Here is a 17,387-nt window from a genome sequence, read left to right as displayed (position 1 = left end):
ATGGAAAACAATCCCAATCACAAGCTGATAGATCAACTCAGCATCTTCATACAACAAGAACTCCTAAGCAAAAGGAGCCAAGAAACACAACTCGAATGGTGGTATATCATCAAACAACTACCAGGCACCATACAAGACAAACTAGACTGGCTCCTAATCCAGCCCATACCATCACGCAAACTCAGTACCCTCATGGACCTGCAACAGCAGCCCGATAGCCCATGCTTCAAAGATCCACACCTCACCAGTTATTTCAATCAATCCTTCAATCAACACATCATCACCATACAAAACCAAATACCAACACTCAAAAACTATACAACACAACAAACACTCATAGAAGAACAAAAAAGACTACCCGTTAACAACTACACCTTCCAATACGACTATCCAAAAAGAAAAGAAGAAAAAGCAACCTTCAGCAAACACCTGAATAAGCTCTACAAACTCGTACACACCCAATACTATTTAGAAAAACACCAGATCACAGACCACTACTGCGGATTTGATCCACTCATATACACCGTAATCGAAAGCGAACTCGCCCAAAAATTACACCTGTATACCCACATACAAGCCGTAGAAAACCTCTACAACCTACAATACAGCCTCACCTACAGAGGCATCAAACCCATTTTAGACCAATTAGACACCATCTTTACACAACTCCAAAACGCCAAACTCCACACCACCCAACAACTCAACATAGCATTAGACCCCTACGAATACTTTCCCCGCTTTGGAAAACAACTCGCCGCCCTCCAGCTGCCACCAACCTATTATAACAAAATCACCAATCAATTTATTCAAGCCATACACGGCCTGGAAAGCCACTTTACCACCGGAAACGCAGAAGAATTACCCTATCAACACGAAACCGCCGAAACCAGCTTATATCACCTCTAAAACACAAGAACCAAACACATGACCATCTTAACCAACGATATATACGAACAAGAACTACAAGAACTGTGGAACACCACAGCAACACTCCTAACAGACGGATGGTTAGAAACACAACCCATACCAACACAAAAAGAAATCCTGTACACCATCATCTTCACAACAGGCACCGTAGGCGATAAGATAAAAAAATTCAAAGACTACAACATCGACAATAAAAAAATACAATTGATAGACCACATCTACACCAACCTCAGCGCCGAAGCCAGAACCAACACCCTAGTTATCGAAGGCTTTATACTCATGATCTTCGCTTACCTCAGTGGCAAAGACCTCTGCGATTACGAACTACAGCACGCCTTTGTACTAGAACAAATCAAGCAAGAAACATCCTCCTATACACTCATCAGCCATCTACCCATCTACGAAAGCGAAGCAGAAAGCCTACATGAACACCTCAATAACCTACATAACATCATCAAAGAACTCTATTATCTGGAAGAACTACGCCTATCCGCAACCTGGAAACAATACCCAGCCGGAGAATACACCATCTTAGAAATGCACCTGGCCCAACTACTCAACAGTAAACAAGCCTTCAGAGCAGGACTAAACACACCAGAAGACCAAAGCATCGTTTTCTATGGCCAAACCTGGATACTCGAACGCATGAACGAAAATCTAAAAATCGGAATAAAACTATCCGAAAACCTCAATCGACAAATCGAATTTATCAGCATGCCACAAGCACAACGCGATAAAATAAAAAGCAGCCTCCTACACAGCCTCCAACAAATACAAACCTGTATGGACACCTGCCAAATAAACACACTACCCATCATCAAAAAATTCGACTACTAAACCATAATAATAACATAAAACACAAACCACATGTACACAACAAACAAAAACACAGACCTATCTTACATCACCACGTTAGTAGATGATGCCGAATCCATCATCTTCCAATATTTAAAAGCATCAGAACTCACCCAACAAAAACTAGAAACCTTTTACAAAATCATCTATACACCAGGCACCCTCCGCCAAAAACTAGACCTGCTCATCAACAAAAACCTAGATCACCAGGTCCATAGCAAGCTCCAAGACCTGTACCAAAACTACAACAGCGAAGCCTTTGAAAACCTAAGCGTACATAGCAGGTTTATCAACGCCATGCACACAAGCGTCACCACACTCGCCAAAAACGAACGCATACAACTCTTAGACTACAACCAACAACAAGAACTCAAAGAAAAACACAAAGCACATCCCACAGCCTATTACCAGGTAGAATTTAACATCACACAAAAACAACTATCCTCCTTCAAAATACAATTAGAACAACTCTACAACTACATCCTGAAACTCGTATACCTCAGCAAGTGCAACTTTGCACTCAGCTATTTCGATTTCGACACCACAAAATACACCGTACTACACAAAGACATAGCCATAGAACTCGAATTTGCCCACGGCCTGCAAAGCCTGATCAACAACGACATACAGAAATATAAAATCACCTTCAAAGGCATAAAAGAAATCTTCAAATACATACAAAGCATCTTCGCACAATTCCTGCAACCAACAGAAGAGTGGAACCTAGAAGAACTCACAAAAGACCCCAGCCAGTACTTCAGCTTCCCACTCAAACAACTCTCAGACCTCTATCTGTACCCAGAAGGCAGGCAAAAACTAGAACAAGAATTTTTCACCATCCTCACCAGGATACAAACCTACATTCAAAATAAAGACCTCACCAAACTTCCGAAAATTATCGACATACTATAAAAAACACCATATGCAAAACAACAACACAGTAGCCATAGAAATCAACACCAACAATCAACTCATCAATTCACTCGTAGACATGGTAGAAAAACACCTCATACAACGCAAAGATCCACGGATCACACTATTCTACCTGTATGAACTCCTGCACACCAAAGGCAACATAGAAAGCAAACTCGCCAGATTAGCACAAATCAATACCGACGAAAAATTAAAAACCACACTCAGAATACTCTTCTATAAAAGCGACAACCAAAAATACCTCACCGATACCTTCTGCAACGCACAATTCAATGCAGCACTAAGCACCATACTCCAAAGAGAAGAAGCCATAGGCCACCGCAACGTAGACCCACCAGAAGACTTCCCGTTCAAAGTCCTCAACCAACAAGAACAAAAACAACTCGTAGAAAAAGAAATCCAAAACGGCAAACACAACCACCTGTACAGAATATGCTTTAAACAATGGAAAGACGCAGAAGAACTCCGGCAATACCGATTAGAATTTGTAGACCTGTATAACTACCTGTGGGAAATACAATATATCCACACCCAGAAAGTAGCCCTCACCTGGTACGAATTTATACACACCCACCTCGCCGTGTTACACCCACGCCAGGTAGAAAAACTCTCTATCCTCAAACTCCACACCCCACAAGCCAATGAAATACAGGATAACGACATGATGTACTTCTTTGGCGATAAAGAAATCTTCACCATCATGAACCACATGATAAAAGAAATCCTAAAAGCACCACTACACATTGACCACAAAGAAAACACCCAAGAAATACCCCAACGCTGGCCGTACATAGAAACAGTACTCAATAGTAGCCCCTTCAACAAAGACTACATCACACACCACGAACAAACCTTCTTAGATATCATCTGCAAACTCAGCACCAGGCTATACCAAAAAAATCAGCTCATCGGCCTACCCAGTATAGAAACCATCTTCTGCTCTTAATAAAACAACAACAATGGAACAATACAACGCCCTCTATCAAGTATACCCCTTTGAACCAACAGAGCAAGCACTCTGGTTGGACCTTATTAAGCTCATAGACCAACAAATACACCATGCCGACAACCTTTACCAAACCCTAAGATATTGCTACGAAATGCAGCAATGCAAAGGGAACGTAAACAAAAAACTTAAAACCCTCTACAAACTCGATTACGATACCAACATCATAACAATAATTCAAAACCTCCACAACACCCACACCAAAAAGCTCATCAAAAAAGACAAATTCAAGCAACCCTTTAACCAACTACTGCACCGTAAAATTAGAATCCTACAAGCCCTTATCCACAAAAAACACAAGAAAGAAAAAGCAAAAAAAGCAAAGTGCAATTACAACTACCTACCCGATTACCTGTACCCCATGTTAAGCCAGAGGGAACAAGAAAACACCATCAATGAATACCTCAACACAAACTACCAATACACCATCCAGTTCGGAAACCTAGAAAAAGAAAACCAAATATCCTCACACCACATAGACACCATCGTAGAACTCTATGAGCTGATCAGAGAAGTAAAGCTCATCAACAAACACAAACTCATCCTTGGCTATCATCCAGAAACCAATCATATGGCAACCATTCTCGATAAAGAACTATTAGAAAAATTAACATCAAACACCCTGAAACCCTGTCCAGCAAATCCAGAAAAGCCCTACGAAATCAGCCTCATCGGAGACGGAGATCTACTGCTCCACCTCAACGATATCATAGACGAATTGATCAAAGGAGACTTAGACCGTAATTTCGTAAAAGAAATGCAAACCTTTCCAAAACGCTTCCCATACTTCTATGAGATCTTTGCAGAAGACCACTTTCGATACGAATACACCATCCCCCTGCTAGGCAGGATCTACAATCAGCTTATATATACTAGAGCCATGATCTACTGCGGAGAGATCACTCAGCGCCCCAGCATAGCACCACTACAATATCCAAAAAAGAAAAAGGAGGCCATATAGCCTCCTATTGCACCTCTTTTTTCACATTAGACCATTTCCAGCCCCGCCGTTCATAAGTATCTTTAAAACCTATGTAAGGATTTGAGCGCATGTTCAGATTAAAAAAAGGCGTCGTATCCTTCAATTCATACCAGTAAGAAAGCACCGTCTGTTTTCGGCCCTGCGTAATTACATTCTCTATCTCAATCTTTTTCCCCAGCTCAACATTAGCCGTCCTTACTACGTAGTACTCCTTATCCGAAGACTGCTCCACAAACTCTATCCCCTTACCCGTAATCGTAAGATAATCCTTCGACGCAGAAGAAGAATCCAACGTTAAATACCCCAGCTTAGCCACCTTTTGAAAAGAAGTATCTTTCGTTAACAACCTCATATGCCTGGGAATATTCAAATGCCCAAAAGCATCCAGATCCTTCGAAGCCAATCCCCGCGCTTCCTCCATTGTCATTTGCAACGGACCAACATAACCACCCCCATGATCCACCCACTTACCATTAAGATCAATAAACTTATGCTGATACAACATCACCGTATCAAAATTATACTGGCAAACAGAAAAAGGCGACACACTATCCAGCAACACCTGAACATACGCCACCTTAACATAACGGTCACCCTCCAATGTATCCGAAACACTCAACACCTTCCACGAAACAGGAAAACCCACACGCACACGATTAGAATCAGCACCAGGCACCCTAAACCGTTTACCCTTCTCCGTTAGCGACACAAAAGTAAAACCACGCCCATCAGGATCAGCATAGTTTAAATAACCATCCTCCCGCAACATCCTAAAACTAGAAGAAGGCTTCGGCATATTCCTCTTGCCCAACTTCAAATCAATGTACCATGCAGAATCCAAAGCATGGGTTTCTTTAACCAATAAAAACGCCTCGTCATTAGATAATTTGGGGCGACGATTACACGCCAAAGCCACGGCCATAACCGACAAACAAAGAACAACATGTTTCATACAGAAGTGGAAGATTTAAATTACATGAGATAAAACAGCAAATTAAAGAAAAGCCTAACGCGAAAGCGTTTATAAGAAGTTAACAAAACCAAACACCCTAAAAAAACGAAAGGAGGCATTACACCTCCTTCGCTCCCTATCTTGTGAGTAATTCGAAACCCACAAAAAAACTTACCTAGAAATATGAATCCGCACCCACTTCCCATTTTTATATTGAAACCTCGCCGTACCCGTAGCCGCCAGGAAATCTTCAGATTGAAATAACGCTAAGCGCGAAATATCCTTATACTCAATCCGGTAGCCCACAGAAGCAGCCGGAAAGCCATTTTCCTCATCCTGCGTGATCCCTGTAATAGACAACACCTTATTCGCCAAACGCAACCTCTTCTCCGTAGAATCCGTAGGAGAAGTCGAAACCACATCCTTCAAACCCAAACCCACAACAGACACATAAGGCGCACCACCAATCACACGGCCCCGGTTCACACGAATCAAATTTTCCCGTTCCAAAGTAGGCAATGCCGGATTTTTTAATATACGGTAATTACCTGTATACAGATCGAAATAGACCGTATCGCTCAACATAATCGCCTTTTTCACCAAATCAAACGCCAGCGTCTTATCCATCGTCCTGTTGCCCGTAGCCATATAACAACCAGAAAACAACACCACCAGCCCAATTAAAAAAAATTCACGTTTCATCATCTTTATCAATTTTTAAGTTAAACCATTAACAAACTGACCGTAAATTACCTCAATGAGCCATCCCACGACGTTACCAGCTTGTTAAAGGAAAAATAACACAAACGTGTTATACACACCCCACGCAAAAAACGATGAGGATGCCCGATCAGGGCAGAGATCCCGGACCTGATCCGGGATCTCACATATAATACAAATCAAAATGCTAAAAAACTTAGTAAAAAGAAAAAATAATGTAGTAATATTGAGCCAAAACAGACCTCATGCTGCAATTACTAAGTGAAAGAGAAAACGAAATGTATGAACCATTACAGCAACCCGGAGCCACCAGCGGCTTCCCATCACCCGCACAAGATTACACACAAAAGCGCCTCCATATCTCGCAGCTCCTGATCACAGACCCCACCAACACCCACTACTTCAGAGCCAGGGGAGAAGAGCTGAACAAATTCCACATCCGCGACAACAACATCCTCATCGTAGACAAATCCATCCGGCTCTACCACGGAGCCACCGTAATCTGCCACGCAGAAGGCACCTGGATGATCAGAGAAGTATTGCTCCACCAGCAAGACGTATTACTATCCGACAAACAAAACAACCTCATTAACCTGCGGCACACCCAAACCAGATACACCCTATGGGGCGTTATCACCTGGACCTGCCATAACCTGCACAAATAATGTTTGCCATAGCAGACTGCAACAACTTCTATGTATCCTGTCAACGACTATTTGAACCACAGTACATAGACAAACCCGTTGTTGTGCTGTCCAACAATGACGGATGCGTAATCGCCAGGTCCAACGAAGTCAAAGCCCTTGGCATCCCGATGGGTATTATCTACGATAAAATCTATCCAGAAGTACAACACTTCAACATCAAAGCCTACAGCAGCAATTACGCCCTGTATGCAGATATGAGCGCAAGAGTGATGCAAAACCTTGCCCGCTTCAGCCCATCCGTAGAAGTCTATAGCATCGATGAATGTTTCTTGGACCTCAGCGGATTCAAAGACCTGCACCAATACACCAACACCATCAGAGATACCGTTGTACACAACACCGGTATCCCCATCAGCATAGGCGTAGCCGCCACCAAAACCCTAGCCAAAGCCGCCAATAAACTCGCCAAAAAACAAAACGGCACCCTCGTGCTAGACCAGCCAGAAGCCGTTACCACGGCCCTAGAACACTATCCCGTAGAAGACCTTTGGGGCATAGGTGGCCAATACACCAAAAAGCTCCAGAGCATGAACATCCACACCGCCCAACAGTTCCGATCCCTACCATTAGCCTGGGTAGAAAAAAACATGACCGTAACCGGAGCCAGGACCTGGCGCGAACTCTGGGGGCAAAGCTGCATACCACTCATCACCGTATCCGATCCCAAACAAATCATTAGCACCGCAAAAGGCTTTGGCAAAGTCACCAACGATTATGCAGAGCTACGCGAAGCCACCACCAACTACACCACCAGACTAGCAGAAAAACTCCGGAAAGAAAAACTATGCACCAGCATATTACACGTTCGCCTGATTGCAGGCCGATTTAAAAAAGATGAACCACTTTTTTGTCCCTGCATAGCCATACCACTACACCACCCCGTAAACAACACCATAGACCTGGTGCGTATGGCCCAAGCCGGCCTACGCTGCATCTTCAAAAAAAATCACCTATACCAAAAAGTAGAAATCACCTTTAGCGGCCTACTACCAGAAGCAGAAGTACAACTCCACCTCTTTGCAAAATACCAGGGCGAAAAATTCGACAAAGTAAGCACCGCCCTCGATCATCTTAACCAAAGATTTGGAAAAGGAACCGTCAAACTCGCCTCCGAAGGCAAAAACCACCGCTGGGCCATGAAAAGAAAGTATCTATCACCCAATTACACCACCCATTGGGATGATATAATTGAAATACATTAACATCACATTAACCGAATAAAAAACAAAAAATCACATCTTTGTAGCCGTTTACGAACAATGCAAAACGAGTACTCATAAATGCTGCTTTCAGTCGGTGAGGTTTATTTTTAGCAAAGTTCAAAACAGCGATCACCTTGCCGCTCAGATAAATAATTGTGATATTTGGTTTTAGGCTTTTAACTTTCTAACTTTAAAAGAAACAAAAAAGACACAGATCAGTAACACATTCCCAACAATGAGGAAAAGTAAAAACGATGCGTATACGGATGAACAGCTCACGGCGTTATGGCTCCACCAAGCCCCCAATGCTTTTGAGCTGATTTACAGACATTACTTTAAGCCGATCTATCATTTCAGTCATAAAATGTTGGCCGATGAGCAACAGGCAGAAGACGCTACCCAGCAACTGTTTGCCAACCTGCTCGAAAAAAAAGACCAGCTAGAGATCACCTCCATAAAATCCTATCTCTTTAAAAGCATCAGAAACATACATATAGACCTAGCCCGAAGCAAGAAAACACGTATAGACTATATAACCGCCTTTAAAGATATATATGCCAAAGGTGAGTACAGCACAGATAACCAAGTGATAGAAAATGACCTCATCCGTCAAATAGAAAAAGAAATAGAGAACCTGCCACCACGGATGAAAGCCATTTTTAAAATGAGCCGACAACAATACCTCAGCAATAAAGAAATTGCAGAAGCACAAGGACTATCCCAACAAACGGTTAAAAACGTAATAACTACCGCGATGGAAAAACTACGGAGAGGCTTATCCGATATGTTCCTGTTAAACCTCATGTGGCTCATCCTCTGGTGGCATAAAAAATAAAAAAATATTTTTTAGGTAAGACTAGTACTTTCCATATCCTGATCCGTCTCCATTCATAATAGCAACCAGATTGTCAAAATAAGGATGAACGAGAACCAAATCGAGTTTGAACAGCTACTAGAAAAGTATACTTCAGGCACTGCAAGCCCAGAAGAGGTTACCTTATTAAACAGTCTTTATAACCAATTGGCTGAACAGCTCCCTAGCGCTGCATCTTCCCAAAACTTAGACCAAGTTGAAAACAGAGTTTGGAAAGCATTACATGTACAACAACCGACTGTACATTACCTGCCCGTATTGCGCTATGCAGCGGCAATCCTTTTAATCATCGGGTTAGGCTTTATGATCCGTTTTGCATTGATTCATGACAAAGACATTCACACCAAAACCGTATTCAATGACGTAGCACCGGGTGGAAACAAAGCCATACTCACCCTGGGCAATGGACAGAAAATAGTTTTAAATGCACACTCCAACGGCGCGGTGGCCACCATAACCGGCGGAGGCAGCATTACAAACAACAGCGCCGCAGGCGTTGTAAGCTACTACCAACAGAGCAGCAGTAAAGCGGAAGGCAAATTACATGAGGAATCTAAAAGTATGAACACCATCAGCACACCGGCAGGCGGTCAATACCGCCTGGTCCTTGCAGACGGTACGCGCATTTTTCTAAATGCGACTAGTTCAATATCGTTTCCCGACCGCTTTACTGGCTCTAGTAGAAACGTTACCCTTGTAGGAGAGGGATATTTCGAAGTCGCAAAAAATCCAAAGCAACCATTTCATGTACAGGTAAAAGACCAACAAATCACCGTAACCGGCACCCACTTTAATGTGAGCGCCTATCCCGCCGATACCGTGAAAACTACACTTGCCGAAGGCAGTGTAACACTTCTTCAGCCCTCAACTGGCAAACGCCAACCATTACTCCCCAATCAGCAAGCCGCGCTATTATCAAGCGGCTTCACCATTAGACACGTTAAAATCAAACAGGAAATTGCCTGGATAGACGGGTTGTTTGTCTTTAGACATACCCCGCTCAAACAGGCTATGCAACAAATTGAAAGATGGTATAATATCGAGGTAGATTATAGCAACCTGCCAGATGTTCCTTTAGATGCAGAACTCACACGGAGCCTAACGCTCAACAGAATTATAGAAATCCTTGACACAAACGCAGATTTAAAATTTAAACTCATTAAAAACGGAAGGAGGCTCGTCTATATCGGAAAGTAGAAAACAGAAAACAACCAAAATCAGACGGGGATAGAAAATAACCGGAAGTGGTAGGAACACTCCCGGTAAGTCGGTTTTTATATCCTGTTACAGAGAATGCAACCAATCAACTAAACCACGCAGTGCTCTTGAACACAAGAATCAATAGACACCACGTGAAAAAACCAACAATTAAACCACCAATTTATGAATTTTTCAATTCATCGAGGCAAAGGTATGCGCATTATTTTGCCAAAATGCCGATCTTTAAGTAGACCTCTAGTTAAATGTATTGTCATGTCCAAAATCGTTCTACTTTTACTCGCCCTGAGCCTACAAGTATCTGCCAATATCTATGCACAACAGCAAGTTACATTGAATGTAAAAAATGCCGATTTGACAGACGTACTCAGCAGTGTAAGAGAACAAACCGGATATATGTACATGTTGCGTGCCGCAAACACCAAATTAGCTAAACCTATTACCCTCACCCTTAATTCAGTGCCTCTTGAAACAGCTCTACAACAAATCTTTTCCAATCAACCTTTCAGCTTTGAGTTGAAGCCTAACATGATTGTCATTAAGCTGAAACCTGAAGCTGAAAAAAAAAGCTCCAGAGAAACGGTGGAAGAACAGCAAAGAGAGCTGAATGGAATAGTGTTAGATGATAAGAGGCGGCCATTAGAGGGTGCGACAGTTATTTTGACAGAATTAAACAATACAGGAACAGTAACCGATCAAAAAGGCAGATTTCGCTTTGTAAATGTGCCAGCAAATGGCACATTACTTATCCGGATGATCGGACATGAAAGTAGGCAAGTTTCCTATAAAAATTCTGCGATAAAAGATATTATCCTAAAGGAAGTTGATTCTGCACTGAAAGAGATTCAGATCATTGCATATGGTACCCAGCTTAAAAAATACAGTACCAATAACGTAGGAATAGTAACAGCAGCAGATATTGCAAAGCAACCTGTTAACAATCCTTTATTAGCCCTACAGGGCCGTGTTCCAGGCTTATTCATACAACAATCATCTGGGGTAAGTGGAAGTAATGTAAAAGTGAATATTCAAGGTATTAACTCTCTTGGAAATGGGAGTGATCCATTTTATGTAATTGATGGAGTGCCTTACACACCACAGTTTACTAATTCTCTTGCAAATAGTGCTTATGGAAGTATTGGAGGAAGTACTTTTAATTTTATTAATCCGGTGGATATAGAAAGTATCACTGTATTAAAAGACGCGGATGCTACAGCTATATATGGTTCCAGAGCGGCTAACGGGGCCATTTTGATCACAACAAAAAAAGGAAAATCTGGAAAAACCAAAATAGATGTGAACTTACAAAACGGCTGGGGCGAAATAGATCATAAACTAAATTTCTTAAATACACAACAATATTTGGAAATGCGTAAAGAAGCCTATGCCAATGCTGGACAAGCAATTCCAACTTCTCCAAATAGTGCAAATAGCTCTAATTATGATTTGATTTTTTGGGATCAAAACAGATATACTGATTGGCAAAAAGCATTGGTAGGAAATACAGCACGTTTCACAAATCTTCAAGCATCTATTTCGGGTGGTAGTGCTAATACCCAATTCTTAGTTAGTTATGGTTATAACAGGCAGACAACCGTTTATCCGGCTAATCTTGGAGATATAAAAGGGAATGTTCATTTGAATTTAAATCACAACTCAGCAAATAATAAATTTCATTATAATATCTCTGCCGTCTATCTTCAAGATAAAAACACATTGGGTGCATTTGATCTAATGGACCAGGCAACAAAACTGGCTCCAAATGCGCCCGCGCTCTATAATGCAGATGGAACATTAAATTGGGAACCCTTTCCAAACAACCCATTAAAGTATAGCTTTAATAATCCATTAGCAGCTACACAGAGCCGTTATAAAGGAAATAACAGTAATCTCATAGCAAATAATACCATTGGCTATGAGATTATTCCTGGCTTACAAGTTAAAACAGTAATGGGTTTTAATCGATTGTCAGGTGATGAAATCTTGACGAATCCACTGACAGCAGTGAGACCGGATTTCTTTGCGCAAACAAGGTCCGCAAGTTTTCTTACTAATTCAATCAATTCTTGGAGTATCGAGCCTCAAATTACTTATACTAAAGAAACAAAGTATGGCGTAATCGATGCAGTGATTGGGAGCAGCTTTCAACAAACAAGAAACGATTTATTATCGCAAACCGGTACAGGGTACACTAACGATGCACAATTAGGAAGTCTCTTAGGTGCTTCTGGTATTATCTTAAACCAAGTAGATAAAACACTTTATAAATATAACGCCCTTTTCGGTCGTATCAATTATCGCGTTGACAATAAATATATCATTAATCTAACGGCGCGTAGAGATGGTAGCAGCAGATTTGGTGATGAAAATAAATTACACACGTTTTATGCTATAGGTGGTGCCTGGTTATTTGGTGATGAGAACATATTAAGAAATAATTTGAGTTGGTTAAGTACTGGTAAGATAAGAGCCAGCTACGGTACTACAGGAAATGATCAGATTGGAAACTATAGGTATTTAAGTTTATTAACTCCTTACAGTGTGGATATTCCTTATGGTCAAAGCGTCGGCCTAATTCAATCCAGTATTGCAAACCCCTTACTACAATGGGAAGAAACTCGCAAGCTCAATATAGGAATGGATTTAGGTTTTTTGAAAGATAGGATTTTACTAAGTGTAAATTATTACAGCAATCGATCATCTAATCAGTTAATTGGTTATCGTTTGCCTGATATTACAGGCTTCGGCTCTGTAGATCAAAATTTCCCGGCCACAGTGCAGAATAAAGGCTTTGAAGCCCAGCTTGATCTGTCAGCAATTAAATCAAAAGACTTTAATTGGCATTCTTCATTTAATATCAGTTTCCAAAGAAATAAGCTGATTGCTTTTCCCGGATTGGCAAGCAGTTCTTATGCTGATTTATACATAATAGGACAGCCGATCAATATTATGAAGGTTTATAAATTTGCTGGTGTAAACTCAACTACAGGATTATATCAATTCATTGACCATACTGGAAAAACAACCTCTAATCCTGATTACACAACAGACCGAACCGTATTGTTAGATCCAAATCCAAAATTCTTTGGCGGATTAGCAAATAATCTACAGTATAAAAACTTTCAACTAGATTTCTTCTTTCAATTCGTGAATCAGATAGGTCAAAACTATAAGTTTGGAAAGTTCCCTGGAGCAAGTGTACTTAATCAGCCGACTTCAGTTTTGAGGCGGTGGCAGAAAGTAGGAGATATAACAGATATACAAAAATTTACTACAGATCTTTCGCAAACCAGGACGCCGTATAGTGCGGCGGTGGCAAGTGATGAAGGCTATGTAGGAGCCTCATACGTTCGTTTAAAGAATATATCCTTGTCGTATTCAGTACCAACGCTATGGTTAAATCGTGTTAAAATTACTCAAGCTAGGATATTCATGCAAGGTCAAAATTTATTAACGTTCACAAATTTTATTGGTAGTGATCCTGAAACACATGCCATTAGTGCATTGCCACCATTAAGAATTATGACTTTAGGCATTCAAATTACCCTTTAAAAAATTGAATATGAATTTATATAAATCTTTTTCAATCAGGATCTTATCTGTAGTAATGCTTACAGTTACGAGCCTTATATTTAGCTCATGCAAAAAAAATGTCGAAGTAGATACTCCGCCGACTAAAACCAGTACGGAAAGCGCATACAAAGACAATACAACAGCAACAGCAGTGTTAACAGGTATATACGCACAAATGAGCGATAACTATTTTTCTACTCTAAACCTACCTGCTATTTCTTTATTAGAAGAATTATCCGCAGATAATTTAGTTATGTATGATATAACCGTTAACGATGCCTTTAGAAGCTATTATCAAAATTCGTTAGAACCGCAATATTTAGCCTCTGGAACCCCTTATTGGACAAAAGTTTATGGAATGCTATACAATATTAATGCCTCGATAGCAGCACTGACGAATAACACAGACCTTAAACCAGCCGTAAGTAAAAGACTTTTAGGAGAAGCCTATTTTATGCGGGCCTTTTGTTATTTTTACTTAACAAATATCTTTGGAGATGTGCCATTGATACTTACGACTAAATACGATGAAAATTCACATTTGGCACGTACACCTACAGCAGATGTGTATAAGCAGATTAACTCTGATTTGACGCAAGCTGAGGGCTTACTTGACAATAGTTATGTAGCTACAATTGATGTAACCAAAATTAGCTCAGAACGCACACGGCCCAATCTGGGCACTGTAAATGCACTACAAGCAAGAGTTTATTTATATCAGAAAAATTATGCACTGGCAGAAGCTGCGGCTACAAAAGTGATTAACCAATCAGACCGATATAGTTTTACCAATTTAAACGCTGTTTTCCTTAAAAATAGCTCAGAAACTATTTGGGCTTTACAACCAGTAAACAACAATTTCAATACTAGAGAAGGTGGATTATTTATCTTAAATAGCGATGGACCTAATGGCGATCATCCACTGCTTATATCTTCATCACTAATGAGCAGTTTTGAACCTGGTGATGCACGTAAAGATTCATGGATCGGTATCTTAACAGAAGGAACAGATACTTTCCCTTATCCTGCTAAATATAAAATATCATTTTCTGATCTGCCTGACGATTCTAAGTTTGAAAATCTAAAAGAATATGCCATCGTTTTCAGATTAGCAGAACAATATCTCATTAGAGCAGAAGCCAGAAACGAACAAGGAAATACCGCTGGATCGGTTGAAGATTTGAACGCACTTCGCACTCGTTCCAGAGCTGTGGCCACTGCATCAGTTCCAAACCCTTTACCAAATCTTTCGGGATCATTGACAGAAACTCAGCTTAGGCCGATTATCTTAAACGAACGTCGAGTAGAACTATTTTCAGAGTGGGGGCATCGTTGGTTTGATTTAATACGGACAGGAAATATTGACGCTGCTATGATCACTGCTGAAAGCTACAAAGGCGGTACCTGGGCGCATTATAAAAGCCTTTTTCCAATACCGGCAAGTGATATTCTACTTAATCCTGCACTAACTCAAAATTCTGGATATACAAATTAAAAACGCCTCTCTTGTTTAATGTTCATCCCTGATGGAGACAACTCCATTAGGGTGAACTCAATTTAAAAAAAATCAAAATGAAAAAGATTGTCTTCTTATTCTGTTGGCTATTTCCAACATTAACTCAGGCGCAAAATGATCAAGGAATTACCTTCCAAGTTTTTGAGAATTGGCAACAATTACTAACAAAGGCAAAAGCAGAACATAAGAACATTTTTATAGACGCATATGCAACCTGGTGCGGTCCGTGTAAAAAAATGGATGCTGAAGTCTATACCGATCAGAAAATAGGAGCATTAATGAATACTAACTATATAGCCGTAAAAGTACAATTTGATCAATCCAAGAACGATAATAATCAAATTAAAAGCTGGTATACAGATGCAGAGCATTTAATGAGCACTTTCCATATTGATGCCTTTCCAACGTTGTTATTTCTCACTCCTGATGGTCAATTGATTTACAAAGATCTTGGATACAAAGATGTAAATCAGTTTGCCAATTTAATCAAAGACGTAAATGATCCTGCACTTAATTACAGTAATCAAATTGCATCATTTAAAGCAGGTAAGTTAAAATATTCACAACTTCTCCGACTTTCTTTGAAGGCAAAGGAGTATAAAGATTCTATAGCAATTGATATCGCCAAAACTTATAAAACTAAGGTACTAGATGTAACTGAGCCTACACAATCATTCAATAAAGAAGTACGTGATTTTATGGTTGAGTTTCAGCAACTTTTTACTTCTAAGGATAAAGTAGTGAGATATATCATCCAATATCAAAGTAAATCCGATCAACTACTCGATCAGAAAGGTTTTGCAAAGAAATTTTCGGATTATTTGATTACAAAAACGGAGATAGACCCCATGATTATGCCATTAGGAAAATATGTAACAAAACAGCCAGATTGGTTTACATTAGAACGAAAACTTAAAAATGCTTACGGAAATAATACTGCATATAGATTATTAGTCACTACAAAATATAACTGGTATACTCACAAACAAGATTGGCCTAATGCTGTAAAATATACTACACAGTATTTGGACATGCAAGGTATTGATACAGCTACTTGGGCCGCAAGTGGCATAAATGGAATAGTGTTTACTACCATATTTATGCACAGTGATGATCCCAAATATTTAAGAAAAGGAATGAGTTATATGGAGATTATATTGAAAGCTCATCCAGAACATCATACCTGGATAGATACCTATGCAAATTTGCTTTACAAATCTGGGAAAAAAGAAGAGGCTATACAACAGGAACAACGAGCATTAACCTTAGCTACTGACTTGAAAGATGAAAATAGAGTGATAAGTTATCGAAAAGTATTAGAGAAAATGCACAATAACCAACCCACTTGGGAGTAGTAAGTTCTAGCTGCAAATCTATTGCGCTGAGTTTCGATAATTTGAATTTAAATTATACAATAATATTTCTATGATAACTGAAAATCTCGAAATTCCTTGTTTTCAAAAGGGGTTTATTCCGCCAGATGCTATTTTGATGAATAATTTAGATAGTCTAATAGATAAACATTTCAAAGAAAATAAGATAATTAGCTTTTATGCAGACCAATTGTTTGTAAGTAAAAAGGTTCTTAATTCAAAAGTGAAAAGACTGCGGGGTAAAACACTCTTTGAATTGGTACAGCATAGAGTATATAAAGAAGCGGTTGTACTGCTTTTAGAAACAGATATGTCTATAAAGGAAATTGCCAATGAACTAGGAATATATGATGCAGCATATTTTTCTAGGGTATTTAAAAAAGCAACAGGATTGCAGCCTAAAAAGTATAAAGAATTTAGAAAAGCAAACGAAATGTATTTTAATAAATAAAAGTAAATGAAAAAATTGCTGGTATATCTGATCTTTCTGTTCGGGGCAAATTATTCCTACGGTCAGAAAGAATTGATCAACGATTCTACATATAAGAC

15 protein-coding genes are annotated in these 17,387 nt (G+C 39.9%); 13 read left to right on the top strand and 2 right to left on the bottom strand.

All coding sequences use genetic code 11. The features are described from left to right. Genes DBR11_RS20905 through DBR11_RS20885 form a run of 5 tightly spaced genes read left to right on the top strand, consistent with a single transcriptional unit; the run spans position 1 to position 4,682 of the window. Positions 1-906 (top strand): hypothetical protein, encoded by a 906-nt coding sequence (locus DBR11_RS20905; protein ID WP_108554561.1) that lies wholly within the window; start codon positions 1-3, stop codon positions 904-906. An 18-nt stretch (positions 907-924) separates the two neighbouring features. After that, entirely contained in the window at positions 925-1,764 is an 840-nt protein-coding gene (locus DBR11_RS20900; protein WP_108554560.1) for a hypothetical protein, read from the top strand. A 30-nt stretch (positions 1,765-1,794) separates the two neighbouring features. Next, positions 1,795-2,694, top strand: coding sequence for a hypothetical protein (locus DBR11_RS20895; protein ID WP_108554559.1), 900 nt, complete (start codon positions 1,795-1,797; stop codon positions 2,692-2,694). A gap of 10 nt (positions 2,695-2,704) precedes the next feature. Further along, on the top strand, positions 2,705-3,661 hold the full coding sequence (locus tag DBR11_RS20890; protein ID WP_108554558.1) for a hypothetical protein: 957 nt from the start codon (positions 2,705-2,707) through the stop codon (positions 3,659-3,661). A 13-nt stretch (positions 3,662-3,674) separates the two neighbouring features. Then, positions 3,675-4,682, top strand: a complete 1,008-nt coding sequence (locus DBR11_RS20885) for a hypothetical protein (RefSeq protein ID WP_108554557.1) — start codon at positions 3,675-3,677, stop codon at positions 4,680-4,682. A gap of 4 nt (positions 4,683-4,686) precedes the next feature. Here DBR11_RS20885 and DBR11_RS20880 read toward each other — a convergent pair whose 3' ends face one another. Together DBR11_RS20880 and DBR11_RS20875 are read right to left on the bottom strand one after the other, a co-directional pair. After that, complete coding sequence (locus tag DBR11_RS20880) at positions 4,687-5,655, bottom strand: hypothetical protein (RefSeq protein ID WP_146186609.1); 969 nt, start codon at positions 5,653-5,655, stop codon at positions 4,687-4,689. A gap of 171 nt (positions 5,656-5,826) precedes the next feature. Then, entirely contained in the window at positions 5,827-6,360 is a 534-nt protein-coding gene (locus DBR11_RS20875; protein ID WP_108554555.1) for a hypothetical protein, read from the bottom strand. 293 nt (positions 6,361-6,653) lie between these two features. On the opposite strand from DBR11_RS20875, the gene DBR11_RS20870 reads away from it, so the two are divergent. From DBR11_RS20870 to DBR11_RS20835, 8 genes are all read left to right on the top strand, one after another. Next, entirely contained in the window at positions 6,654-7,040 is a 387-nt protein-coding gene (locus DBR11_RS20870; RefSeq protein ID WP_146186608.1) for a S24 family peptidase, read from the top strand. After that, positions 7,040-8,284: a Y-family DNA polymerase gene (locus tag DBR11_RS20865; RefSeq protein ID WP_108554553.1), complete on the top strand. Its 1,245-nt coding sequence runs from the start codon at positions 7,040-7,042 to the stop codon at positions 8,282-8,284. Before DBR11_RS20870 ends, DBR11_RS20865 begins: the two co-directional genes overlap by 1 nt. Positions 8,285-8,519: 235 nt before the next feature. After that, positions 8,520-9,119 (top strand): RNA polymerase sigma factor, encoded by a 600-nt coding sequence (locus DBR11_RS20860; RefSeq protein ID WP_108554552.1) that lies wholly within the window; start codon positions 8,520-8,522, stop codon positions 9,117-9,119. An 84-nt stretch (positions 9,120-9,203) separates the two neighbouring features. Next, the gene (locus DBR11_RS20855; RefSeq protein WP_108554551.1) at positions 9,204-10,355 is read left to right on the top strand and encodes a FecR family protein; all 1,152 of its coding nucleotides are present in this window, start codon (positions 9,204-9,206) and stop codon (positions 10,353-10,355) included. 186 nt (positions 10,356-10,541) lie between these two features. Next, on the top strand, positions 10,542-13,928 hold the full coding sequence (locus DBR11_RS20850; protein WP_108554550.1) for a SusC/RagA family TonB-linked outer membrane protein: 3,387 nt from the start codon (positions 10,542-10,544) through the stop codon (positions 13,926-13,928). A gap of 10 nt (positions 13,929-13,938) precedes the next feature. Further along, a complete protein-coding gene (locus DBR11_RS20845) occupies positions 13,939-15,444 on the top strand; it encodes a RagB/SusD family nutrient uptake outer membrane protein (protein WP_108554549.1) in 1,506 nt (501 codons plus the stop codon). Between the two features lie 77 nt (positions 15,445-15,521). Beyond that, complete coding sequence (locus DBR11_RS20840) at positions 15,522-16,820, top strand: DUF255 domain-containing protein (protein WP_108554548.1); 1,299 nt, start codon at positions 15,522-15,524, stop codon at positions 16,818-16,820. 70 nt (positions 16,821-16,890) lie between these two features. Then, a complete protein-coding gene (locus DBR11_RS20835) occupies positions 16,891-17,289 on the top strand; it encodes an AraC family transcriptional regulator (protein ID WP_108554547.1) in 399 nt (132 codons plus the stop codon). Positions 17,290-17,387: the final 98 nt, after the last annotated feature.

It is taken from the genome of Pedobacter sp. HMWF019 (assembly GCF_003061025.1).
Classification (GTDB): Bacteria; Bacteroidota; Bacteroidia; order Sphingobacteriales; family Sphingobacteriaceae; genus Pedobacter.
The sequence above is the reverse complement of the archived record's forward strand: the minus strand, read 5'-3'. Positions and strand labels throughout refer to the sequence as shown.

What these genes read in the sequence shown, in the direction of transcription:
- DBR11_RS20850 (WP_108554550.1), top strand. Translation starts at nt 10,542, where the DNA reads ATGAATTTTTCAATTCATCGAGGCAAAGGTATGCGCATTATTTTGCCA.
- DBR11_RS20890 (WP_108554558.1), top strand. Translation starts at nt 2,705, where the DNA reads ATGCAAAACAACAACACAGTAGCCATAGAAATCAACACCAACAATCAA.
- DBR11_RS20865 (WP_108554553.1), top strand. Translation starts at nt 7,040, where the DNA reads ATGTTTGCCATAGCAGACTGCAACAACTTCTATGTATCCTGTCAACGA.
- DBR11_RS20870 (WP_146186608.1), top strand. Translation starts at nt 6,654, where the DNA reads ATGTATGAACCATTACAGCAACCCGGAGCCACCAGCGGCTTCCCATCA.
- DBR11_RS20840 (WP_108554548.1), top strand. Translation starts at nt 15,522, where the DNA reads ATGAAAAAGATTGTCTTCTTATTCTGTTGGCTATTTCCAACATTAACT.
- DBR11_RS20895 (WP_108554559.1), top strand. Translation starts at nt 1,795, where the DNA reads ATGTACACAACAAACAAAAACACAGACCTATCTTACATCACCACGTTA.
- DBR11_RS20905 (WP_108554561.1), top strand. Translation starts at nt 1, where the DNA reads ATGGAAAACAATCCCAATCACAAGCTGATAGATCAACTCAGCATCTTC.
- DBR11_RS20880 (WP_146186609.1), bottom strand. Translation starts at nt 5,655, where the DNA reads ATGAAACATGTTGTTCTTTGTTTGTCGGTTATGGCCGTGGCTTTGGCG.
- DBR11_RS20860 (WP_108554552.1), top strand. Translation starts at nt 8,520, where the DNA reads ATGAGGAAAAGTAAAAACGATGCGTATACGGATGAACAGCTCACGGCG.
- DBR11_RS20845 (WP_108554549.1), top strand. Translation starts at nt 13,939, where the DNA reads ATGAATTTATATAAATCTTTTTCAATCAGGATCTTATCTGTAGTAATG.
- DBR11_RS20885 (WP_108554557.1), top strand. Translation starts at nt 3,675, where the DNA reads ATGGAACAATACAACGCCCTCTATCAAGTATACCCCTTTGAACCAACA.
- DBR11_RS20900 (WP_108554560.1), top strand. Translation starts at nt 925, where the DNA reads ATGACCATCTTAACCAACGATATATACGAACAAGAACTACAAGAACTG.
- DBR11_RS20835 (WP_108554547.1), top strand. Translation starts at nt 16,891, where the DNA reads ATGATAACTGAAAATCTCGAAATTCCTTGTTTTCAAAAGGGGTTTATT.
- DBR11_RS20875 (WP_108554555.1), bottom strand. Translation starts at nt 6,360, where the DNA reads ATGATGAAACGTGAATTTTTTTTAATTGGGCTGGTGGTGTTGTTTTCT.
- DBR11_RS20855 (WP_108554551.1), top strand. Translation starts at nt 9,204, where the DNA reads ATGAACGAGAACCAAATCGAGTTTGAACAGCTACTAGAAAAGTATACT.